Source organism: Novosphingobium sp. KACC 22771 (genome assembly GCF_028736195.1).
Lineage (GTDB): Bacteria > Pseudomonadota > Alphaproteobacteria > Sphingomonadales > Sphingomonadaceae > Novosphingobium.
The window spans coordinates 1,012,769-1,035,058 of the sequence record NZ_CP117881.1; the positions used below are offsets into that span (position 1 = coordinate 1,012,769).

At 63.9% G+C, this 22,290-nt stretch carries 19 protein-coding genes; 14 read left to right on the forward strand and 5 right to left on the reverse strand.

All coding sequences use genetic code 11. From position 1 onward, the window contains the following. The first annotated feature begins 117 nt into the window (after window positions 1-117). Genes tsaD through PQ467_RS04495 form a run of 4 tightly spaced genes read left to right on the forward strand, consistent with a single transcriptional unit; the run spans window position 118 to window position 4,361 of the window. Window positions 118-1,152 (forward strand): tRNA (adenosine(37)-N6)-threonylcarbamoyltransferase complex transferase subunit TsaD, encoded by a 1,035-nt coding sequence (gene tsaD / locus PQ467_RS04480; RefSeq protein WP_274175351.1) that lies wholly within the window; start codon window positions 118-120, stop codon window positions 1,150-1,152. Beyond that, window positions 1,149-2,195: an NAD(P)H-dependent glycerol-3-phosphate dehydrogenase gene (locus PQ467_RS04485; protein WP_274175352.1), complete on the forward strand. Its 1,047-nt coding sequence runs from the start codon at window positions 1,149-1,151 to the stop codon at window positions 2,193-2,195. Before tsaD ends, PQ467_RS04485 begins: the two co-directional genes overlap by 4 nt. Next, on the forward strand, window positions 2,192-3,778 hold the full coding sequence (locus PQ467_RS04490; RefSeq protein ID WP_337995108.1) for a lipopolysaccharide biosynthesis protein: 1,587 nt from the start codon (window positions 2,192-2,194) through the stop codon (window positions 3,776-3,778). Before PQ467_RS04485 ends, PQ467_RS04490 begins: the two co-directional genes overlap by 4 nt. A gap of 25 nt (window positions 3,779-3,803) precedes the next feature. Then, window positions 3,804-4,361 carry a hypothetical protein gene (locus PQ467_RS04495; RefSeq protein WP_274175353.1) on the forward strand — a complete coding sequence of 186 codons (558 nt, stop codon included), beginning with the start codon at window positions 3,804-3,806 and terminating at the stop codon, window positions 4,359-4,361. Between the two features lie 264 nt (window positions 4,362-4,625). Here PQ467_RS04495 and uvrB read toward each other — a convergent pair whose 3' ends face one another. Beyond that, complete coding sequence (gene uvrB, locus PQ467_RS04500) at window positions 4,626-6,812, reverse strand: excinuclease ABC subunit UvrB (protein WP_274175354.1); 2,187 nt, start codon at window positions 6,810-6,812, stop codon at window positions 4,626-4,628. 230 nt (window positions 6,813-7,042) lie between these two features. Here uvrB and PQ467_RS04505 point away from each other — a divergent pair, with 230 nt between their 5' ends. The 4 genes from PQ467_RS04505 to PQ467_RS04520 all read left to right on the forward strand — a co-directional run bounded on the left by PQ467_RS04505 (window position 7,043) and on the right by PQ467_RS04520 (window position 11,182). Then, window positions 7,043-8,479, forward strand: a complete 1,437-nt coding sequence (locus PQ467_RS04505; protein ID WP_274175355.1) for a circularly permuted type 2 ATP-grasp protein — start codon at window positions 7,043-7,045, stop codon at window positions 8,477-8,479. 10 nt (window positions 8,480-8,489) lie between these two features. Then, entirely contained in the window at window positions 8,490-9,425 is a 936-nt protein-coding gene (locus PQ467_RS04510) for an alpha-E domain-containing protein (RefSeq protein ID WP_274175356.1), read from the forward strand. A gap of 15 nt (window positions 9,426-9,440) precedes the next feature. Continuing rightward, window positions 9,441-10,259, forward strand: a complete 819-nt coding sequence (locus tag PQ467_RS04515; RefSeq protein ID WP_274175357.1) for a transglutaminase family protein — start codon at window positions 9,441-9,443, stop codon at window positions 10,257-10,259. Between the two features lie 173 nt (window positions 10,260-10,432). Then, window positions 10,433-11,182 carry a peptidase gene (locus PQ467_RS04520; protein WP_274175358.1) on the forward strand — a complete coding sequence of 250 codons (750 nt, stop codon included), beginning with the start codon at window positions 10,433-10,435 and terminating at the stop codon, window positions 11,180-11,182. 21 nt (window positions 11,183-11,203) lie between these two features. On the opposite strand, the gene PQ467_RS04525 is transcribed toward PQ467_RS04520, so the two are convergent. Beyond that, on the reverse strand, window positions 11,204-12,049 hold the full coding sequence (locus PQ467_RS04525; RefSeq protein WP_274175359.1) for a creatininase family protein: 846 nt from the start codon (window positions 12,047-12,049) through the stop codon (window positions 11,204-11,206). Window positions 12,050-12,132: 83 nt separating this feature from the next. Then, window positions 12,133-12,810 (reverse strand): extensin-like domain-containing protein, encoded by a 678-nt coding sequence (locus PQ467_RS04530; RefSeq protein WP_274175360.1) that lies wholly within the window; start codon window positions 12,808-12,810, stop codon window positions 12,133-12,135. A 262-nt stretch (window positions 12,811-13,072) separates the two neighbouring features. Here PQ467_RS04530 and PQ467_RS04535 point away from each other — a divergent pair, with 262 nt between their 5' ends. The 3 genes from PQ467_RS04535 to PQ467_RS04545 all read left to right on the forward strand — a co-directional run bounded on the left by PQ467_RS04535 (window position 13,073) and on the right by PQ467_RS04545 (window position 17,339). Then, window positions 13,073-14,200, forward strand: coding sequence for a phosphoserine transaminase (locus PQ467_RS04535; protein ID WP_274175361.1), 1,128 nt, complete (start codon window positions 13,073-13,075; stop codon window positions 14,198-14,200). Window positions 14,201-14,291: 91 nt separating this feature from the next. Then, window positions 14,292-15,884, forward strand: a complete 1,593-nt coding sequence (gene serA / locus PQ467_RS04540) for a phosphoglycerate dehydrogenase (protein ID WP_274175362.1) — start codon at window positions 14,292-14,294, stop codon at window positions 15,882-15,884. 336 nt (window positions 15,885-16,220) lie between these two features. Continuing rightward, window positions 16,221-17,339, forward strand: coding sequence for an ATP phosphoribosyltransferase regulatory subunit (locus PQ467_RS04545; RefSeq protein WP_274175363.1), 1,119 nt, complete (start codon window positions 16,221-16,223; stop codon window positions 17,337-17,339). On the opposite strand, the gene PQ467_RS04550 is transcribed toward PQ467_RS04545, so the two are convergent. Then, a complete protein-coding gene (locus PQ467_RS04550; RefSeq protein ID WP_274175364.1) occupies window positions 17,336-17,716 on the reverse strand; it encodes a winged helix-turn-helix transcriptional regulator in 381 nt (126 codons plus the stop codon). The genes PQ467_RS04545 and PQ467_RS04550 overlap by 4 nt on opposite strands. Window positions 17,717-17,803: 87 nt before the next feature. Between PQ467_RS04550 and PQ467_RS04555 the strand changes: the two genes are divergently transcribed. Beyond that, on the forward strand, window positions 17,804-18,547 hold the full coding sequence (locus tag PQ467_RS04555; RefSeq protein ID WP_274175365.1) for an SDR family oxidoreductase: 744 nt from the start codon (window positions 17,804-17,806) through the stop codon (window positions 18,545-18,547). 61 nt (window positions 18,548-18,608) lie between these two features. Here the strand turns inward: PQ467_RS04555 and PQ467_RS04560 are convergent, their stop codons facing one another. Beyond that, window positions 18,609-19,448 (reverse strand): alpha/beta hydrolase, encoded by an 840-nt coding sequence (locus tag PQ467_RS04560; protein ID WP_443192998.1) that lies wholly within the window; start codon window positions 19,446-19,448, stop codon window positions 18,609-18,611. Between the two features lie 306 nt (window positions 19,449-19,754). Here PQ467_RS04560 and PQ467_RS04565 point away from each other — a divergent pair, with 306 nt between their 5' ends. Next, the gene (locus PQ467_RS04565; RefSeq protein WP_274175366.1) at window positions 19,755-21,044 is read left to right on the forward strand and encodes an adenylosuccinate synthase; all 1,290 of its coding nucleotides are present in this window, start codon (window positions 19,755-19,757) and stop codon (window positions 21,042-21,044) included. Window positions 21,045-21,257: 213 nt separating this feature from the next. Then, a complete protein-coding gene (locus PQ467_RS04570) occupies window positions 21,258-22,289 on the forward strand; it encodes a winged helix DNA-binding protein (protein WP_274175367.1) in 1,032 nt (343 codons plus the stop codon). Window position 22,290: the final 1 nt, after the last annotated feature.

Consider the following 22,290-nt stretch of genomic DNA (forward strand, 5'->3'; position numbering starts at 1 on the left):
TGGTGATTCAGGCATGGTGGGTTGTGCTAAACTGCAATCTCGCTAAGGGGAAGCGCAGAACGCGCGATGTTGTGCAGCGCGTGACGCGCAGACGCATGAGGACGGGTGGCCAAGCCCTTGAAGATTATTCTGGGTATCGAATCATCCTGCGATGAAACCGCGGTGGCGCTGGTCACCGATGGGCGAGTGATTCTGGCCCAGCGCATCGCCAGTCAGGATGAGGAGCACCGCCCCTATGGCGGCGTGGTGCCCGAGATTGCCGCGCGCGCCCATGCCGAAAGGCTGGCGCCGATGGTCGAGGCAACGCTGGCGGATGCGGGGCTGGGGCTGGGCGATGTCGATGCGATTGCGGCCACGGCGGGGCCGGGGCTGATCGGCGGGGTGATGGTCGGGCTGGTCACGGCCAAGGCGCTGGCGATGGCGGCGGACAAGCCGCTGCTGGCGATCAACCATCTCGAAGGCCACGCGCTGTCGCCGCGACTGGCCGATGCTGATCTGGCCTATCCCTATTTGCTCCTGCTGGTCAGCGGGGGGCATTGCCAATTGCTGCGCGTCAATGGCGTTGGCGATTACACCCGCCTTGCCACCACCATCGACGATGCGCTGGGCGAGGCCTTTGACAAGACCGCCAAGGTGCTTGGTCTTGGCTATCCGGGCGGGCCTGCGGTCGAAAGGCTGGCGCTGGAGGGGGATCCGCGCGCTGTGCCTCTGCCGCGCCCGTTGCTGGGCGGGGCAGAGCCGCATTTTTCCTTTGCGGGCCTGAAAAGCGCGGTGCTGCGCGCCTATGAAACGGGCCAATATTCCAAGGCTGATCTGGCGGCCAGTTTTCAGCAGGCCGCTCTGGATTGCGTGGTGGACCGCACGCGGCGCGCAATGGCGGCGGCGGGCGATGTGACCGCGCTGGTCGTGGCGGGCGGGGTTGCGGCCAACAAGGCGGTGCGCGGCGCGCTCGAAGGGCTGGCGGCGGGGGCGGGCTTGCGTTTTGTCGCGCCGCCGCTGAAGCTGTGCACGGATAATGCCGCGATGATCGCCTGGGCGGGGGTTGAACGATTCGCGCTGGGGATCAACGATCCGCTCGATTTTGCCGCAAGGCCGCGCTGGCCGCTGGATCCCGATGCCGCCCCTGCGCGAGGGGCGGGGGTGAAGGCGTGAGCGCGGTTGGTATCATTGGCGCGGGAGCCTGGGGCACCGCTCTGGCGCAAATGGTGGCCAGCGATGGCACCCCCGCGATCCTTTGGGCGCGCGAGGCCGCGTTGGTCGAGGAAATCAACACGCGCCGGACCAACGCCACCTATCTGCCCGGCGCAACCATTGCAAAGCCCGTGCGCGCGACCTGCGATATGGGCGAACTGGCGGATCTCTCGACGATCCTGGTGGTCTGCCCGGCGCAGTTCATGGGCGGTGTGCTGGCGGGGCTGCCCGATGGCGCCCATGATGTTCAGCGCGATCTGGTGCTGTGCTCGAAGGGGATCGAGGCGGGCACGGGACGGTTGATGGCCGATGTGGCCGCCGCCATTCAGCCATCGGCGCAGATCGCGGTCATGTCCGGCCCGACCTTTGCGCGTGAGGTGGCGATGGGATTGCCCACCGCGATCACGCTGGCCTGTGCGGGCGGCGAGGAGCAATGGCGGCGCCTTTCGCCAGTCATCGCCCGTGCAGCTTTCCGCCCGTATTACTCGCCCGATGTGGTCGGCGCCGAGATCGGCGGGGCGGTGAAGAATGTGTTGGCGATTGCATGCGGCGTGGTGGAAGGTCTGGGGCTGGGCGAGAATGCGCGCGCGGCGCTGATCGCGCGCGGCTATGCCGAGATGCTGCGTTTCGGGGTGGCGCGCGGGGCGCGGGCCGAAACGCTCTCGGGCCTGTGCGGCCTTGGCGATCTCATCCTGACCTGCGCCAGCACGGCCAGTCGCAATTATTCACTTGGCAAGGCGCTGGGCCAAGGGCAGAGCGCGTCAGAGGCTCTGTCGGGGAAATCGAGTGTTGCGGAGGGTGCGCACACGGCTCCGGTTCTGGCGGATCTGGCCCGGCGGGCCGGGATCGCCATGCCGATTGTTGATGCCGTCTGCCGGTTGCTTACGGGGAAAGCGCCGGCGGGGGCGGTGGTATCGGATCTGTTGGCAAGGCCCTTGAAGGCCGAACTGGCGGACCCATCCGAGCCGGGGGATGATACCCCGGCGCACGGGAGTTTTGCTTGAGTCAACCTGTTGCCCTTCCCCTGACCGATGCGGCCGCCCCGGGTGCCGCGTCCGGCGCCGCGCTGGACGAAGTGGTCAATCGCGATCTCAACACGCTGGCCAAAGGCGGGCGGACCAATTTCTTTGGTTTCCTGCTGCGCCTTGCCGCGCGCCTGCCGTTTCTGTTCATTGCCGGGCGGCTGTATGGGGCCGATGCGCTGGGTCGGTTTGCCTCGGCGCTGGTGGTGATCGAACTGGCCTCGCAGCTCTGCACGCTGGGGCAAAAGCGCGGGATCGCGCAAAGATTGTCCGATGACGATCGCGATGCGGCCCATGTGATCGCCGATGGCGTGGTGCTGACGGTGTTGATCGCGCTGCCCGTTACGGTGGGGCTGTTTCTCTTTCCATGGCCGATGTTTCCCTCGGGCGAATATTCCGCATGGGATCGCTGGCTGGTGCTGGCCGTGGCGCCCACGGCGCTGACCGATATTGCGTTGGCCGCGCTGGCCTATCGCTTTGACGTGGGCGCGACGGTGCGGGCGCGGTCTGTGATCGAGCCATGGACGCTGTCGATCGCGGCGGGCCTGTTCTGGGCGGCGGGCAAATGGGGTGGCACGCATGGTTGGTGGACCCATCTGGGTGCCAGCGGTCTGACGCTGTCCTATGTGGTGTCGGTGGTGGCCGCGATGCTCTCGGCGGCGCTGCCGCTACTGCGATCCTATGGCATGCCGCGCGATTGGACGCCCCATCCGCTGCGGATCGGGCGTCTGGCGCTCAACACCATGCCGTTGGCCGTGGCCGATGCGGTGGAATGGGGCACGCGGCGTATCGACATTGCCATTCTTGGCATGTTTGCCACGCCCACATCGGTCGGCGTTTATTATGTGGCGCAGCAGGTGGCCAGCCTGCCGCAAAAGCTGAAAACCAGTTTCGAGCCGATCCTTGGGCCAGTCATCACGCGCAATCTGAAGGAAGGCAATCTGGAGGCGATTGCCAAACAGGTCTGTCAGGTGGGTTTCTGGATCACGGCGGCGCAGGCGGGCATTGCGCTGGCGCTGGGTATTCCGGGCGACGGGGTGCTGGGGCTGGTCGGGCCGCAATTTACCGGCGGGATGCTGGCGCTGGCTTTCCTGCTGGGCGCCGAGGTCTGCGCCGCGCCTGCGGTGGTCAGCGAGGCCGCGCTGATCTATATCGCCCCCTTGCGCAACCTGTGGCTTTCGCTGGCCACGATCGGGCTTCAGGCGATCTTTACGCTGGCGGGCATGCTGGTGGCGGGCGGTTTCTATTTCGACGAGATGGATCAGGCGGCCTCGGCGGCGGGCGCGTTGATGGTCACGCTTTCCATCGCCAGTCTGGTCAAGTCGCGGCTGCTGCAATGGCATCTGGGCTATAAGGTCGAGACGCTGCGCTGGTCGCTGTTCGTGGCGGGGGTGGCGGCGGGCGCGCTGGGCTGGGCGGTGGTGCGGTTTTTGCCCGAATGGGCGCAGATTGCGCTGGGCATTCCGGCGATTCTTGGGCTTTATTGTCTGGTCATCTGGCGGCTGGGCTTTGGCCCGGCAGACCGTTTGCTGTTTCGCCGCCAAAAGGGCGAACAGGCCGCGTAACGAATTGATGGTGTGAGGCGTTTTGATGGTTGAGTTGTTCCAGTCCTATCCTCTGGCCATTGCCGGCGCGCTGGTTCTGCTGGCGCTGCTGGCGGGCCTGCTGCTGCGCCGGGGCAAGACGACGCGCGAACGGCATCGCGCGCCCGATGCGATGGACGAAGGCGTCGGCCCCGCCCAGCGCAATTCCGCGCTGATCAATGCGCCAAGCGCGGCATCGCAGGTGTCGTTGCGCGCGGCAGAACCGGCAGCCGATGTCGCGGTCAAGGTTGAACCCCAAGCCGAGGTGGAATCCGATGCCTTTGGCGATCTGGCCGCAGCCGTGGCCGCGCAGGAGGCCGCCACCCAGAGCGACGATCTGACCCGCATCAAAGGTTTGGGACCGAAACTGAAGGCCCGCCTCGCCGAACTGGGCGTGGTCAGCTTTGCCCAGATCGCAGGGTGGAGCGAGGCCGATATTGTGGCCATCGATGCCCAGTTGGGGACTTTCGCAGGCCGGGCCACGCGCGATCAATGGGTGGCGCAGGCGCAGTTTCTGGCCAGCGGCGATATTGCCGGGTATGAGGCGAAGTTCGGGAAATTGTGATTTTTCGGGTTTGATGCCTCCGGCGGGTTAAGGGCGGGGGCCCTTAACAATCCCGGGAATGGGGCGGTGCTGGGTTTTCCGACGGGGTGCTGTGATCCGCGTGATTTATTGCCTGCGGCGCTGGGCGTGGCGCTGATTGGCGCCGCAGGCTTTCCAATCAAAACATTGCGTCCGATACCCGAGGCCGAGCTAATAGCGCAACGCCGACAATAACGGGATTGCAAAGGGCCCCCGCCCTTTGCCCGCCGGAGGCACCCTAACGCCTCACTTCCCCCACTTCTTCTGCACCTTGCCATAGCGCGTCTTGCGCGTCCCCGGTTTGCCCTCATTTGATCGCCCGACGATCGGCGCCTTGCGCTCGCCCTCGGGCAGGCCAAGCTCAGTCGCCTCAAGTCGCCGGATTTCATCGCGGAGCCGCCCTGCTTCCTCAAACTCAAGGTCAGCCGCGGCAGTGCGCATCCGCTTTTCGAGGTCCTCGATATAGGCGCGCAGGTTGTGGCCAACGAGGTTGTTGACGCCATCATCCTCGATATCGACCAGCACGCCATCGCGCGATGCGGTGTCGGCGACGATGTCGTGGATGTTGCGCTTGATGGTCTGGGGCGTGATGCCGTGGGCCTCGTTATAGGCCTGCTGCTTGGCGCGGCGGCGGTCGGTTTCGGCGATGGCGCGTTCCATGCTGCCGGTCATGCGGTCGGCATAGAGGATGACGCGGCCATCGACATTGCGCGCCGCGCGGCCGATGGTCTGCACCAGCGAGGTTTCGGAGCGCAGGAAGCCCTCCTTGTCCGCGTCGAGGATGCAAACCAGCCCGCATTCGGGAATATCCAGCCCTTCGCGCAGCAGGTTGATGCCGATCAGCACATCATAGACGCCGAGCCGCAGGTCACGGATCAGTTCGATACGTTCGAGCGTTTCCACGTCGCTGTGCATATAGCGGACCCGAACGCCCGCCTCATGCATGAACTCGGTCAGATCCTCGGCCATGCGCTTGGTCAGCGTGGTTACCAAAGTGCGATAGCCGTTGGCGGCGGTCTTGCGGCATTCCTCGATGCAATCCTGCACCTGATCCTCGACCGGGCGGATTTCGACCGGGGGGTCGATCAGGCCGGTAGGGCGGATCACCTGTTCGGCAAAGGTGCCGCCTGACTCCTCCATCTCCCACGAACCCGGCGTGGCCGAAACCGCCACCGTTTGCGGGCGCATCGCATCCCATTCGTTGAAACGCAGCGGGCGGTTGTCGATGCAACTGGGCAGGCGAAAGCCATATTCGGCGAGGGTAATTTTGCGCCGGTGGTCGCCTCGGGCCATCGCGCTGATTTGCGGCACGGTCTGGTGGCTTTCGTCCACAAACAGCAAGGCATTGTCGGGCAGATATTCGAACAGGGTCGGCGGGGGCTCGCCCGGCAGGCGGCCCGAGAGGAAGCGCGAGTAATTTTCGACGCCTGCGCACGAACCTGTGGCCGCGATCATCTCAAGGTCGAAATTGGTGCGCTGCTCCAGCCTTTGCGCCTCTAGCAATTTGCCTTCCGCGTTCAACTCTTCCAGCCGCACCTGCAGCTCGAAACGGATCGCCTCCATCGCCTGCTTCATCGTCGGGCCGGGGGTGACGTGGTGCGAATTGGCGTAAACGCGGATCTTGTCCAGTTTCGCTCCCGCCTTGCCGGTCAACGGATCGAATTCGCTGATCGCCTCGACCTCATCGCCGAAAAAGCTGATGCGCCAGGCGATATCTTCATAGTGGCTGGGGAAGATTTCCAGATTGTCGCCGCGCACGCGGAAGGTGCCGCGCGCAAAAGCCACCTCGTTGCGCTTGTACTGCATGGCGACCAGCTTGCGGATGATCTCGCCCTGATCCTGCGATTCCCCGACTTTCAGGTCAAAGATCATCGCGGCATAGGTTTCCACCGAGCCGATGCCGTACAGGCAGGACACCGAGGCGACAATGATCACATCATCGCGTTCGAGCAGCGCGCGCGTGGCCGAGTGGCGCATCCGGTCGATGGCCTCGTTAACGCTCGATTCCTTTTCGATATAGGTGTCCGAGCGCGCGACATAGGCTTCGGGCTGATAGTAATCGTAATAGGAGACGAAATATTCCACCGCATTGTCGGGGAAGAAGCTCTTCATCTCGCCATACAATTGCGCGGCCAGAATTTTGTTGGGGGCCAGAATCAGCGCCGGCCGCTGGGTGGCCTGAATGACCTGCGCCATGGTAAAGGTCTTGCCCGAACCCGTAACGCCCAGCAGAACCTGCGTTTTGTCGCCGCTCTCGATGCCCTGCACCAATTCGGCAATCGCCGTGGGCTGGTCGCCGCTGGGCGTGTAATCGCTGATGATGCGCAGCGGCGGGCTGCCCTCGGCCTTGGGCGGGCGGGCAGGGCGATGCGGGACAAAGGTGCCCTCGGTGTCGGGTTCGGAAAGACCCCGGCGGATGATGAGTTCGGCCATGCCCCATGTATGGGCGTTCGCGATGCGTTCTGCAAGGGTGGGGGCCACAACAGTGCCCGCAAGTACACGGCGCGGCGGACTTTAAAGGCAAAACCGCGCTTGTCTATACACCGCTATTTTTTCTTTCGCATACGCAGCAAGGCGCTTGGCAATGGCACAAGTTTGTTGCAGCTTGAGCCGAGATAACCGGCCGTGGGTGTTCGAGCCGGATAGTATTCAAGGGGTGTTCTATGCCATCCACCACGATCTCGTCCTATGACGAGATGCTCGATGCCGAGGGGAATGTACGCCCCGCCTATGCCGGCTATCGCGAGTGGTATCAGGCCCAAAGTCCCAAGTGGCTGGAGAAACAGGGCAAGAACGCCGAGGATGTGTTTCGCCGCACCGGCATCACCTTCAATGTCTATGGCGAGGATGCCGGGCAGGAGCGCCTGATCCCCTTTGACATGATCCCGCGCATCATCACGGCGGATGAATGGAAGAAATTGTCGCGCGGGATTGACCAGCGGGTGCGTGCGCTCAACGCTTTCCTCCACGACCTGTATCACAAGCGCGAGATTGTGAAGGCGGGCAAGCTGCCCGAACGCCTGCTGGCCCAGAACGAGGCCTTTTTGCCAGAAATGGTGGGCTTTACGCCGCCGGGCGGGGTGTACACCCATATCGTGGGCATCGACCTTGTACGCACCGGCCCCGATGATTTCATGGTGCTGGAGGATAATGCGCGCACGCCTTCGGGCGTCTCCTATATGCTGGAGAACCGCGAGACGATGATGGCGATGTTCCCCGACCTGTTCACCAAGGTCGCGGTGCAGCCGGTGTCGGATTATCCGCGCGCACTGGCCCGGTCGCTGGCCGCCTGCGCGCCGCCCGCGGCCCAAGGGAGCGACCGGCCGGTGCTGGCGGTGCTGACGCCGGGCATCTACAATTCGGCCTATTACGAACATGCTTTCCTGGCCGATCAGATGGGCGCCGAACTGGTCGAGGCGGGCGATCTGCGGGTGGTTGATGGCCGCGTCTGTATGCGCACCACACGCGGGTGGCGGGCGATCGACGTGCTTTATCGCCGGGTGGACGACAATTTCCTCGATCCGCTGACCTATAATCCCGACTCGATGCTGGGCGTGGCGGGCATCATGGATGTCTATCGCGCAGGGGGCATCACTATCGCCAATGCGCCCGGCACCGGCATTGCCGATGACAAGGCGATCTACAGCTTCATGCCCGAGATCGTCGAGTTCTATACCGGCGAAAAACCGATCCTGAAGAATGTGCCGACATGGCGGTGCAGCGAGGCTGACGCGCTGGCCTATGTGCTCGATCACCTGCCCGAACTGGTGGTGAAGGAGGTGCATGGCAGCGGCGGTTATGGCATGTTGATCGGGCCGACCAGCAGCAAGGGAGAAATCGCCGCCTTTGAAAAGAAGCTGCGCGCCAACCCGGACAATTACATCGCCCAGCCCACGCTTTCGCTCTCCACCGTGCCGATCTTTACCAAGGCGGGACTGGCCCCGCGCCATGTCGATCTGCGGCCCTTCGTGCTGGTTTCGCCCCATGGCATCAATATCACGCCGGGCGGCCTTACCCGCGTGGCGCTCAAGAAAGGCTCGCTGGTGGTCAATTCGTCGCAGGGCGGGGGCACCAAGGACAGCTGGGTTCTGGCGGAATAAGGGATAGGATATGTTGGGACGTTCCGCCTGGGGCATTTTCTGGATGGCGCGATATTTGGAGCGCGCCGAAAACACCGCACGCTTGCTGGACGCGGGTTTCCGCATGGCGCTGACGCGCGGCAATATGGTGGCCAGCGATGAATGGCGCTCCGTGCTGGTCACGCTGGGCATGGATGATGGTTATACCGGCGATATGTCGGGGCCGGCCATCACCAACTGGCTGCTGCGCGGCGCGGGCAATTCGGGCAGCGTGCTGGCCATGATGGAGGCCGCGCGCACCAACGCGCGCATGGTGCGTACCGCCATCACCCGCGAGGTCTGGGAAGTGACCAATGAGAGCTGGATGCAGCTTCAGGCGCTGCTGGCCAAGCCGGTCAAGGAAGCCGATCTGGGGCATGTCCTCGACGTTATCCGCCGTCAGGCCACCAGCGTGCGCGGCGCGATGGAAGGCACGATGCTGCGCAATGACATTTTCAACTTTGCCCGCATCGGCACCCATCTGGAGCGGGCCGACAATACGGCGCGCATTCTGGACGTGAAATACCATGTGCTGCTGCCCTCGGCCGCATGGGTGGGGTCGCGGCTGGACAATGCGCAATGGGAAATGGTGCTGCGCAGCGTCGCGGGCGAGCGGGCGTTCCGCTGGCTGCATGCAGGGGCGCTCGATCCCAAGGGGATTGCCCAGTTCCTGATCCTTGACGGACGTTTCCCGCGCAGTCTGGCCTATTGCCTGCGCAAGCTGACCAGCAATATGGAATGGCTGTGCCGCGATTATCATCAGGAAACGGCGGCCTATCGCATGCAGAAAGAGGCCTGCGACAGGTTGAGCAAGACCACGATCACCGAAATTTTCGAGCATGGCCTGCATGAATTCATCACCGAATTTCTCGCGACCAACCGGCTGGTGGCCGATGCCATCGCCGCCGATTACCGTTTCACCGAATAGGCCCGGAGCCAGCTTATGCGCATCTCGATCCAGCACCAGACGCATTACCGCTTTGACCAGCCGGTCTGGCATGGAGTGCAGCGCCTGCGCCTGACGCCGCGCGATTGCGCGATGCAAAAGGTGCTGGGCTGGCAATTGTCGGTCCAGGGCGGGGCGATCGAATGCTCGTATGAGGATCACAACCGCAATCTCGTCTCGCTGATCTCGCTGGGCACGGGCAATGGCGAGATCACGATCACCGGCCAGGGCATGATCGAAACCTATGACAAGGCGGGCGTGGTGGGCGCGCATACCGGATTCATGCCGCTGTGGCGGCTGGCCAACCCCACCGAATTGACGAAGCCCGGGCCGAAGATCAGCGCTCTTGCCGCCAAATTCAGCAATGACGGCAGCAATACGATTGCCGTGCTGCACGATCTGATGGCGGCGGTGAACAAGGCGGTGGTCTATGAAGTGGGCCAGACGGGCGCGGCCACCACGGCCGAGACGGCCTTGGCCACGGGCAAGGGCGTGTGTCAGGATCATGCGCAGGTGTTCATCGCGGTGGCGCGGCTGATGGGTCTGCCCGCGCGCTATGTCTCGGGCTATCTGGTGATCGAGGGGCGCGTGGATCAGGATGCGGGCCATGGCTGGGCCGAGGTGCATGTGCCGGGGCTGGGCTGGGTCGGCTTTGATGCGGCCAATGACACCTGCCCGGATGACACCTATGTCCGGCTGGCCGTGGGCGCGGATTACCGCGACGCCGCACCTGTCACCAGCATGGCGCAGGGCGGCGGGGCGGCGGTCCTGTCTGTGGCGGTTCAGGTGTCTCAGCAGCAAGTGGTCGAACAGTAAGCCTTTCCCGCATGGCGGCCTAAAGGAGCCTACGCAGGGGAGCGGTGACGGGATGCTTGGCATTTTGCCGTAGGGTGAGCAATGCGGCCATCTCCGCTTGACGCGGAGGTCTAATTTTGTGCAACCGCAAACTTAGGGATTCGCGCGGGGTTCGCCGCCAAAAGGGGAAGAAAGTGACCTACTGTGTTGGCATGATGCTGGATGCCGGGCTGGTGTTGATGAGCGACACCCGCACCAATTCGGGCGTCGACAACATCTCGACCTTTCGCAAACTGTTTCACTGGGAAGTACCGGGCGAGCGGGTTGTGGCGTTGATGACCAGCGGAAATCTGGCGACAACACAGGCGGTTGTGTCCAAGATCGAAGAGCGCTTCAAGCTGCCCAGCGAGCGGCACAATTGCGTGCTGGAAGCCTCGACCATGTTTCAGATGGCGGGCATCGTGGGCAAGACGCTGCGCGAGACGATTGCCGAGCGGGATGCCGATGTCGGCCCGCAGGCGGCGGGGCAATTTGGCGCGACGCTGATTCTGGCCGGACAGATCGAGGGGCAGGAACCGCGCCTGTTCCTCATCTATCCGGAAGGCAATTTCATCGAGGCCACGCTCGACACGCCCTTTTTCCAGATTGGCGAGACGAAATATGGCCGCCCGATCATCCTGCGCGGCTATGATCGCACCATGAGCTTTGAAGACGCGGTCAAATTGCTGATGGTCAGCTTTGACTCCACGCTCAAGGCCAATCTTTCGGTGGGTATGCCGCTGGATTTGCTGGTGATCGGGCGTGATGATCTGGGCATCAAATATCAGCGCCGGATCGAGGGTAACGATTCTTGGTATCGCGTCATCTCGGCCAGTTGGAGCGACAGCCTGAAGGCCGCGCTGGACGGCCTGCCCGACTATCCTTTCCATATCGCGCAGGGCTGATCTCTATTTCCGGCAGGCGCGTTATTTCCGGCAGGCTCCTGCTGATTTCAACGCCGCGCTCAATTCCGTGCTGGCCAGACGCACGCGCATCGCGCCAAATTCGCGGCCCAATTGCGCGCTGGCCCCGGTGGGGTCGCCCGAATAGCCCAGCGCATTGACCGGCCCGTTGCCGTCATTGTCGATCGTGCCGGGCAGATAGGGGCCGGGACGCACCAGCGAGGGATCGACCGCCAGCGTTTCAGACGTGTCCCACAATCCGCCATGGCCGCCCGCCACCTTGCCCTCGGCGCGGATGGCGGCCTCTATCTCGCGGCGGGCGCGGGTATAGCCGTCGGAAATGTAGAAGACCTGCGCGCCCTTGTCGGCAAATTCGGCGTTCAGTTTTGCCGCCACATCGGCCAGCGGTTTCTGACTGGGGCCATGCTCGCTCATCAGCGCGACGCGGCGAAAGCCGCCGTTGATGAGGCTGCGCGCGACCTCTTCGTTGACGGCGGCAAAGGTCTCGGGGCGCAGGCTGATCGTGCCGGGAAAGGGTGTCATGTAGGGCGGGTTGGGCGCGTAATGCAGCACCGGCGCGATCAGCGCATCGCCCACCTTGCGCGCAATCGCCTCGCCATAGGCGCGCACGCGGGCGCCATGTTTGCCCAGCGCCAGGTAGGGGCCGGTCTCCTCGGTGCCGCCGCTGAACACGATGACCACCGGGCAACCCTTGTCGATCCGCGCTTTCAATTCGGTGGTGGTATAATCATCCAGCCACACACTGGCAGGGCGCGGAATGATGCGCGGGGCGGCATAAGCGCCGGGCGCGGAGGCCAGCAGGCCCAGCGCGCAGGCCCAGCGCCGCGCGGCGAATGACAGACGAAACATCGCTAAAACCCTCCCGAAATCGGGTTCAGATTGAAGCGCGGCCCCCCATTGTCAAGGCAGACGAAGGTAAACGCCTATCCCGTTCAATGACAGATCCCGTTGTTGGTCAGATCCACATGCAAATGATTGCGGTGGGCGGCGTTGAAATCCGGCCCCAGGGTCGTGCCAAAGCGGCGGCAGGCCGATTGATGAACGGTGCGCAGAAAGTCGCGCTCGGCCGGATCGGGCGAATTCCAGCCGTTCAGCACGGTGATTCGCCGCCCGTCGGCCAGCACGAAGGCGGCCACATCGATGGCATTGCCAGTGGCATGGGCGCTGCGCCTGTCGGTGCCCGCCACGTTGCGGCAACTGTAGCTGCCCATGGTTTCGATCCGCACCAGCGGGCTGCCCAGAATGGCGCGGGCGGCGCGGTCCACCCCGAATCGCGCCCATCCGGCAAAGGTGTTGGCCAGCGGGCAAGTGACCGGGCCAAGGTTTGTGATGTTGAACGATTGGCTGTCGCCCGACAGGCTGGCCAGACGCACGGCGTTGAAGGTGGCGCAGCCCGCGCCGTAATATTGGTCGGGCAGGGGGGTAAAGCCGGCCGCCTTGGCGCCAAGGTCCGACAGGCATTGCCCCTCGTCCGGGCGGATGGGCTGATAGGCGATGACGGTCTGGGGCCGGGCGCGGTGGGGCGCCTCGGGAATGGCCCCGCCGCATCCGCCCAGCACCATGCTCAGGACGAGGCTGACCAGCAGTGATGGACGGGGCTTGTGTTCCATATGGCGTTATGAACCCTGTGGCTGCCAGACCTATGTAATGTTGCGTGGTTAAAGCGAGGTATATCATCGATTTGAACGGGTCGACGTTGACGCCGGAAAATGCCGCATTTTTATCCGATTGGCGCGGAAATCTTCATCGAGGCCGGAAAATTTTCGTCTCTGTTGCAAAAAAGTCTGCTTGACTGTTTGACGGCGATCTCTAGAGCGGCCGGCGGGCCACGCGGTCCCAACGCCGCGCGTGCTCTCTGTAAGGAGAGACTACATGACTATCGAAGTTCCGGCCAAGAAGCCGGCCCGCCCCTTTTTCTCGTCGGGGCCCTGCGCCAAGCCGCCAGTCTACGATCTTTCCAAGCTCGCGACCGAGTCGCTGGGCCGCTCGCACCGCGCGAAGATCGGCAAGACGCGCCTGGCCTATTGCATCGATCTGATGCGCGAAATTCTCCAGCTCCCTGAAACGCACCGCATCGGCATCGTGCCCGGTTCGGACACGGGCGCTTTCGAAATGGCGATGTGGACCATGTTGGGCGCCAAGCCCGTCACCACGCTTGCATGGGAATCGTTCGGTGAGGGTTGGGTCACCGACGTTGCCAAGCAGCTCAAGCTGGACCCCACGATCATCCGCGCCGATTATGGCCAGATCCCTGATCTGAACACCATCGACTGGACCAATGACGTGCTGTTCACCTGGAACGGCACCACCAGCGGCGCGCGCGTTCCCAACGCCGATTTCATCCCCGCCGACCGTGAAGGTCTGTCTTTCGCAGACGCCACCTCGGCGGTGTTCGCTTACGACATCGACTGGTCCAAGATCGACGTTGCGACCTTCTCGTGGCAGAAGGTTCTGGGCGGCGAAGGCGGCCATGGTGTGCTGATCCTCGGCCCCCGCGCTGTTGAGCGCCTTGAAACCTATACCCCCGCTTGGCCGCTGCCCAAGGTGTTCCGCCTTGTGTCGAAGGGCAAGCTGGCCGAGGGCGTGTTCAAGGGCGAAACCATCAACACCCCCTCGATGCTGGCCGTGGAAGACGCGATCTTCGCGCTGGAATGGGCCAAGGGTCTGGGCGGTCTTGAAGGTCTGAAGGCGCGCAGCGATGCCAATGCCGCCGCGCTGAACAAGATCGTTGAAGAGCGTTCGTGGCTCTCGCATCTGGCCGCCGACGAGGCGACCCGTTCGAAGACCTCGGTGTGCCTGTCGGTTGAAGGCGCGGACGCTGACTTCATCAAGAAGTTTGCCGCTGTGCTGGAAAAGGCGGATGCCGCCTATGACATCGCGGGCTATCGCGATGCGCCTGCGGGTCTGCGTATCTGGTGCGGCGCCACGGTCAATGTCGAGGATATCGAAGACCTCGGCCCTTGGCTCGATTACGCCTACGCCACTGTAAAAGCTGGCTAACGTCAAGGCTGGCTAAGCCAAGCTGATTTTTGCGGGGGCGCGCTCAAATCGTCCCCGCCATTTCCCCCATTCACATGAGGATACGATTCCCATGACCGACACCCGTAAGCCCCGCGTCCTTATTTCGGACAAGATGGACCCCAACGCCGCCCGCATTTTCACCGAAATGGGCTGCGATGTGGACGTCATCACCGGCGAAACTCCCGAACAACTGATCGCCCGCATTGGCGACTATGATGGTCTGGCCATCCGTTCGAGCACCCGCGTGACCAAGGAAGTGCTGGACGCCGCCACCAACCTGAAGGTGATCGGCCGCGCCGGTATCGGTGTCGACAACGTCGACATCCCCTATGCCAGCGCCAAGGGCGTGGTCGTGATGAACACGCCTTTCGGCAATTCGATCACCACCGCCGAACACGCCATCGCGATGATCTTCGCTTTGGCCCGCCAGATCCCCGAAGCCAACGAACAGACCCAGAAGGGCCTGTGGCCGAAGAACGGCTTCATGGGCGTGGAAGTCACCGGCAAGACGCTCGGCCTGATCGGCGCCGGCAACATCGGCTCGATCGTTGCTTCGCGTGCTCTGGGTCTGCGCATGAAGGTTGTGGCTTACGATCCGTTCCTGACGCCGGAACGCGCCGTGGAAATGGGCGTGGAAAAGGCCGACCTCGACACGCTGCTGGGCAAGGCGGACTTCATCACGCTGCACACCCCGCTGACGGCGGAAACCAAGAACATCCTGAGCCGCGAAAATCTGGCCAAGACCAAGAAGGGCGTGCGGATCGTCAACTGCGCGCGCGGGGGGTTGATCGACGAAGCGGCTCTGAAGGACGCGCTGGATTCGGGCCATGTCGCGGGCGCTGCTCTCGACGTGTTCCAGACCGAACCGGCCAAGGAATCGCCGCTGTTCGGCACCAAGAACTTCATCTGCACGCCGCACCTTGGCGCTTCGACGACCGAAGCTCAGGTCAATGTGGCGCTCCAGGTTGCTGAACAGCTTGGCGAATATCTGACCACGGGCGGCGTGACCAACGCGCTGAACGTGCCTTCGCTCTCGGCTGAAGAAGCCCCCAAGCTGCGTCCCTATATGGCTCTGGCTGAAAAGCTGGGCAGCCTTGTCGGTCAGCTCACCCCCTCGGCCGTGGCCCGCATTTCGATCCACACCGAAGGCGCGGCGACCGAACTCAACGCCAAGCCCATCGTGGCGGCCGTCCTCTGCGGCTTCCTGCGCGTTCAGTCGGCCACGGTGAACATGGTCAACGCTCCGTTCCTCGCCAAGGAACGCGGCCTTGAAGTGCGCGAAGTGAAGACCGAAAAGACCGGCGACTACCACACGCTGATCCGCGTCTCGGTCAAGACCGAAGCGGGCGAGCGCTCGGTGGCGGGCACGCTGTTCTCGAACGCCGAACCGCGCCTCGTCGAACTGTTCGGCATCAAGGTCGAAGCCGAGCTGACGGGCGACATGATGTATATCGTCAACGAGGACGCCCCCGGCTTCATCGGCCGCATTGGTACGCTCCTTGGCGAAAACGGCATCAACATCGGCACGTTCAACCTCGGTCGCCGTGAAGCCGGTGGCGAAGCGGTTCTGCTGCTCTCGGTCGACAGCCCGGTCGCGGGCGAGGTGCTTGACGCCGCCGGCAAGCTGCCCGGCGTGAAGCGCGCCAAGGCGCTGGCGTTCTGATCTGAACGTTAGGGTTTGAAGGATTAGGGCGGGGTCTCTTCGGAGGCTTCCGCCCTTTTTCTTTGCCTCCGGCGGGCAAAGGGCGGGGGCCCTTTGCAATCCCGGTTTGGGGGTGTGCATTGGCTCGATGGGGGTGTTTGGCCCAACCTTTATAAAGCCTGCGGCGCGGCGGCCTTGTGCTGGAATGCGCCGCAGGCTTTAACAATCCCGCCACCGCGCCCAACACAAAACGCCGAACCCCACCCACAACGCAGACAGTCATGGGAGCGCGAGGGACGAGTCCCTCGCATCTATTCTGCCTTCCTAAAACTCCAAACCCCCGCTAAAGCCCGCCCCATGATGGACACCGAAACCCGCGATTTGCTGCCCGAGGGCCTCGAAGACCGCCTGCCGCAGGACACGGCGGCCGCTACGCGTATCACGCGCGCGATTATGGATGTGCTCGACAGCCATGGTTACGACCGCGTGCAACCGCCGGGCATCGAGTTTGAACGCAGTCTGGCCAGCCGCATGGCGGGCATCGAGACGCGGCGCATGGTGCGCTTTATCGATCCCTCGTCCTTGCGGATGATGGCGCTGCGCAGCGATATCACCCCGCAGGTGGGCCGCATTGCCGTCACGCGTTTAAAGGACGCCCCGCGCCCCTTGCGTCTGGCCTATGCCGGGCAGGTGACGGCGATCAAGGGCGACGGCCTCGACCCCACGCGCGAGCGTTTGCAGATCGGCGCGGAACTGATCGGCCATGCTGGCACGGCGGCGGCGGGTGAAGTGGTGGCGGTCGCCATCGAGGCGCTTCAGGCCGCGGGGGCCACCGGGATTTCGGTGGATTTCACCATGCCGGGTCTGGTCGATGCGCTTGCCTCCGGGCCTTGGCCGCTGACGCCTGCGCAATTGGACGCCGTCCGCCGCGAGCTGGACGCCAAGGATGCGGGTGCGCTGGTCACCGAGGGCGGGGCGGCTTACCTGCCGCTGATCCACGCCACCGGGCCGCTCGACGCTGCGATTGCTCGCCTTGAGGCGCTGGCTCTGGGCGAGGTGCTGGACGAGCGCATCGCGGCGCTGCGCCAGATTGCCGCGCGCCTGCCTGCCGGTGTGCGCCTGACGCTGGACCCGACCGAGCGGCATGGGTTTGAGTATCAGAGCTGGTTCGGCTTTCAGATTTTTGCCGATGGGGTGCGCGGCGCGGTGGCGCGCGGTGGGTCCTATTCGATCCTTGGCGAACCGGCCGAACCGGCGGTGGGCTTCTCGCTCTATCCCGATCCGCTGATCACCGCATTGGCCGCGCAGGAAGCGCCGCGCGATCTGCTGTTCCTGCCGCTGGGTCATGATACGGGCGCGGCGGCGCGGCTGCGCGCTGTTGGCTGGCGCACAGTGGCGGCGCTGGGCGAGGCTTGCGATGCGGTGAGCCTGGGCGCTACGCACCGGCTTGAAGGCGGCGAGGTGGTCGCGCTTTAATCGGAGGCTTTGGCGGCGTCGAAGCGGCTGCGCGCACCTTCCACTTCCTCCAGATGGGCCTCGGCCCATTGCCACACCCCGCAGAACGCCGCGCTCAGGCTATGGCCCAGCGCGGTCAGTTCATAATCGACGCGGGGCGGGATCACGGGATGGACGGTGCGCGTCACCAGCCCGTCGCGCTCCATCGCGCGCAGCGTCTGCGTCAGCATCTTCTGGCTGATCCCCGGTACGGCGCGCCCGATCTGGGTAAAGCGCATGAGGCCGCCTTCCTCCAGAACCTCCAGAATAAGCAGTGTCCACTTGTCGGCCACGCGCCCGATCAGTTCGTTGACCAGCGCATCGACGCGTGGATCACTGGGGGGATAGTCACTCTCCATCGGGTAAGTATAAATATTTCAGGTGCCTTCTTCAATCCAGAGAGCGGAGGCGTAGATGGAGTGTCGCACCCCAAAAGGAGACATTCCATGCAGACCAGCGGCAACACCATCCTCATCACCGGCGGCACTTCGGGCATTGGGCGCGCCTTGGCCGAGCGGTTTCATGGGCAAGGCAATCAGGTCATCATCGCCGGGCGGCGTCAGGCCCTGATCGACGAGATCATCGCGGCCAATCCCGGCATGGCGGGATGGGCGCTGAATATTGACGATCCTGCCGATATCGCCCGCGCCGCAGGGGAGATCCTCGCGGCCTATCCCGCGCTCAACGTTTTGATCAATAACGCGGGCATCATGCGTTTCGAGGACGCGACCGCCGCGCGCGACCTGTCCGATGCGGAGGCGACCATCACGTCGAACCTGCTCGGCCCAATCCGCATGATTGACGCGCTGATCGACCATCTGAAAGCGCAGACCAACCCCGCCATCGTCAATGTCACCTCGGGGCTGGCCTTTGTGCCTTTGCTCTCCACGCCCACCTATAATGCCACCAAGGCGGCGCTTCATTCCTATACGCTGGCCCTGCGCGCGCTGCTGGCCGGGCGGGTCGAGGTGATTGAACTGGCCCCGCCCGCCGTGCAGACCGACCTGACGCCGGGGCAGGCGACGCGCGATGGCTATCTGCCGCTGAGCGACTTTATCGATGAGGTGATGGGCCTCTTCGCGCAAACCCCCACCCCGGCTGAGATCAACGTCGAGCGCGTGCAATTCCTGCGCCGCGCCGAGATCGAGGGACGGCTGGACCAGACCATCGCGGCGATCAACGCGCATTGATGCGTTTTGCGTTCAGGCTGACGCGAACGCAAAGCAACGCTCAGGCGCCGCGCAGGCTAGGTTAACCGCCAAACACCGCCTTCAACCAGCGGTCCACCACCGGGGTCGCGGCATAGTCGGGATCGCCCAGACGGCGGTTGATCTCGACATGCCCCTGCAATCCGCGCCCGTCAAAGCTCTGTGTCTCGACCTGCGCGCCCGCGCGGCGCAAGGCGTCGGCCAGAGCTTTGGCCTGCGCCAGCCCATCCTCGCGCTGAACATTGATGAACAGAAAGCGCGAGGCATTGGGCGCGGCGGCATAGGTCAAGGGCGAGAGCGTGCGCTGGCGGGCGGGATCCTCGCCAAAGGCCTGCTTGTACCGGCCCTGCATATAGGAGCCCGCCGCCGCCATTTGCGAGGGAACATCATAGGCCGCCCCGTCAATCGGCAGAACCCCGGCCAGATCCCCCTGCGAGAGGCCGACCCGCGCCAGATAACGCTCATCCGTGCCCAGCAGCGCCACCAGATGCGCGCCCGCCGAATGGCCCATCAGCACGATGCGGTGCCGGTCGATCCCCAGCCTGTCCGCATCCGCGATCAGGCGGGCCAGCGCGGCGGCCACATCGCCCGCCTCATCCTCGACGCCCACCTGCGGCACAAGGCGATAGTTGATCGACGCAAAGGCATAGCCCAGCGATGTGTAATGCGGGGCCTTCCAACTGCCGGTGGCATTGTCCTTGTTGCCCTGCGTCCAGCCTCCGCCATGGACAAAGACCACCAGCGGCACCGGACCTTTGGCGCCGGGGGGCGGGGTAAAGTCCAGATTCTGCATCGGATCAGCACCATAGGCGATGGTCTGATGCGCAGGCGCAGCGGGGGCGGGCGTGCCTTTGTGCGCGGCGCGGGCCATGCGGCGCATCATCATTGCGCCCATCAGCAATTGCGATTGCGCGGGAAACGAAACGGCCACCATCGCGGCCATGCCAAACCCGGCGATCACGCGGCGAAGAGGGAATGCCATCTGGCAAGATCCTTTTCTGTCATCGACTTTGTCCAGCATAACCCATCGCGCGGCGTTAGGCCATTGACGGCGCGCATCAGTCTGGCTAACGGCGCGGTCGAAATCGGGGGCTTTTCTCATGAATCGCGCCCCATCGTCCCATCCGCTGCGCCGAGTCCTGTCGAAGGGCGCTTCCGGATTTACTTGGCAGGGTGAGGGATTCTATCCATGGCAAATGTGACCGTTGTCGGCGCCCAGTGGGGCGACGAGGGCAAAGGCAAGATCGTCGACTGGCTGGCCAGCCGCGCCGATGTGGTGGTGCGCTTTCAGGGCGGCCATAATGCGGGCCATACGCTGGTCGTGGGCGAAAAGGTGTACAAGCTCTCGCTGCTGCCCAGCGGCATCGTGACCGGTACGCTCTCGATCATCGGCAATGGTGTGGTGCTCGACCCCTGGGCGCTCAAGGCCGAGATCGAAAAGCTGGAATCGCAGGGCGTGGTGATCAACCGCGAGAATTTCGCGATTGCCGAAAACTGCCCGTTGATCCTGCCGATGCACCGCGATCTGGATGGCTTGCGCGAAACGGCCGCCGGCGCTGGCAAGATCGGCACCACCGGTCGCGGCATCGGCCCGGCCTATGAGGACAAGGTTGGCCGCCGCGCGATCCGCGTGTGCGATCTGGCCCATCTCGATTCGCTCGATGCCCAGCTTGACCGCCTCTGCGCCCACCACGACGCGCTGCGCGCCGGTTTCGGCCAGCCTGCGGTGGACCGCGCTGCGTTGATCGCAGAGCTGAAGGAAATCGCGCCCTTCGTGCTGCAATTTGCCGAGCCGGTGTGGAAGCGCCTGAACACGGTGAAGAAGGCGGGCGCCCGCGTGTTGTTCGAAGGCGCGCAGGGCGTGTTGCTCGACGTCGATCATGGCACCTATCCGTTTGTTACCTCGTCCAATACCGTGTCGGGCACGGCGGCCAGCGGTTCGGGCATGGGTCCGTCCTCGGCCGGTTTCGTGCTGGGCATTGTGAAGGCCTATACGACCCGCGTCGGCTCGGGTCCGTTCCCGACCGAGTTGGAGGACGAGGTGGGCCAGCGTCTGGGCGAGCGCGGCCATGAATTCGGCACCGTCACGGGCCGCAAGCGCCGCTGCGGCTGGTTTGACGCGGTGCTGGTGCGCCAATCCTGCGCCATTTCGGGCGTAACCGGCATTGCGCTGACCAAGGTCGACGTTCTGGACGGAATGAAGACGGTCAAGATCTGCACCGGCTATCGCCTGCGCGGCAAGGTGCTGGATTATTATCCGTCGCACGCCGCCGATCAGGCCGCCGTTGAGCCGATTTACGAGGAAATGGATGGCTGGGAAGGCACGACCGCCGGCGCGCGTTCGTGGGCCGATCTGCCTGCGCAGGCGATCAAGTATATCCAGCGCGTGCAGGAACTGATCGAAACGCCGGTCGCGCTGGTTTCGACCAGCCCGGAGCGTGAGGACACGATTCTGGTGCGCGATCCCTTTATCGATTGATAGGGATTTCAAGGGTTTGCATGGGCCGTCCGGGTGCTTCCTTTGGGGGCATCCGGGCGGCCTTTGTTTTGCGGGGCGCGGTGGAATTGCCTCGGAAATGGACCATCTGTTCTTGCTTGTTTGCTAAATGTTCCATTTTTGATCTTGACGATGTTCTGTTTTGTTCTAGTTTATAGGTATTCCTACTGAACTTGAACGACGGAGTCGGACATCATGCTCAACGCGCCCCACGCTGGTTTTTCCTACGCCGGTTTTTCGGATGCCGCCGATGATTTCTCCTATGGCTCGGCCCATGATGTTTCCGGCCTGCGCGTCAAGGTTTCGATCTTTGCCGACCGCCCCTATCTGCGCGATCAGATGCGCGAGGATGCCGAGGGCGCGGGTTTCCGTCTGGCCGAGGCCAGCCCGATCGGCCGCCTGCTCTCGGGCGAGGCGATGCCGCTGGGCGATGTCGTGCTGCTCGATTGCCCGGTTGTCGATGCCGAAGTGATGGCGGCGCTTTCGCGGCTGGATCTGCGCGCGGGCCAGACCGGCGCGGCGCTGGTGGTGTCAACCAGCGTGGCCGCGCTTGATGATGTGTTTGCCTGTCTGGACCAGTCCGACCCTCAGATCCTGGTCGATCCCAGCCGGGCCGAGCGCCTGATCGCGCTGGGTCAGGTGATGGCGCGTTTGCCCGCCAAGCGGGTGCGCGAATTGTCGGACGAGGATCGCATGGTGCTGCTGCGCCTGACCGAGCAGGTTACACAGATTGGCGAGCGCCTGAACACGCTGACCCCGGGGATCGGCGCAGCCACCCAGGCGGTTTCGGCGCAGGGCGCGTCGGCCTTCCGTTTCGATCCTGCGCGCAAGGATGCCTCCGGCGACAAGCAGGTGGCGCAGCAACGCCCCGAAATGCCCGATCCGCGCATGGTCCGCCGCCTCATCCGCCAGCGCCAGATGCGTGCACGCTTTTTTGATGGCGATCTGTTTGCCGATCCGGCTTGGGACATGCTGCTCGATCTGACCGCCGCGCATGTTGAAAAGACCAAGGTTTCCGTCACCAGCCTGTGCATCGCCTCCGGCGTCCCGCCCACCACGGCGCTGCGCTGGATCGGCCAGATGACCGAGGCAGGGCTGCTCAAGCGCATCGAGGATGAATCGGATCGCCGCCGCGCCTTCATCACCCTGACCGACAAGGCGGCCAATGCCATGGCCTGCTATTTTGCCGATGTCGCCAATACGTCGGGCCGGGTGGGCGTGGTCTGAG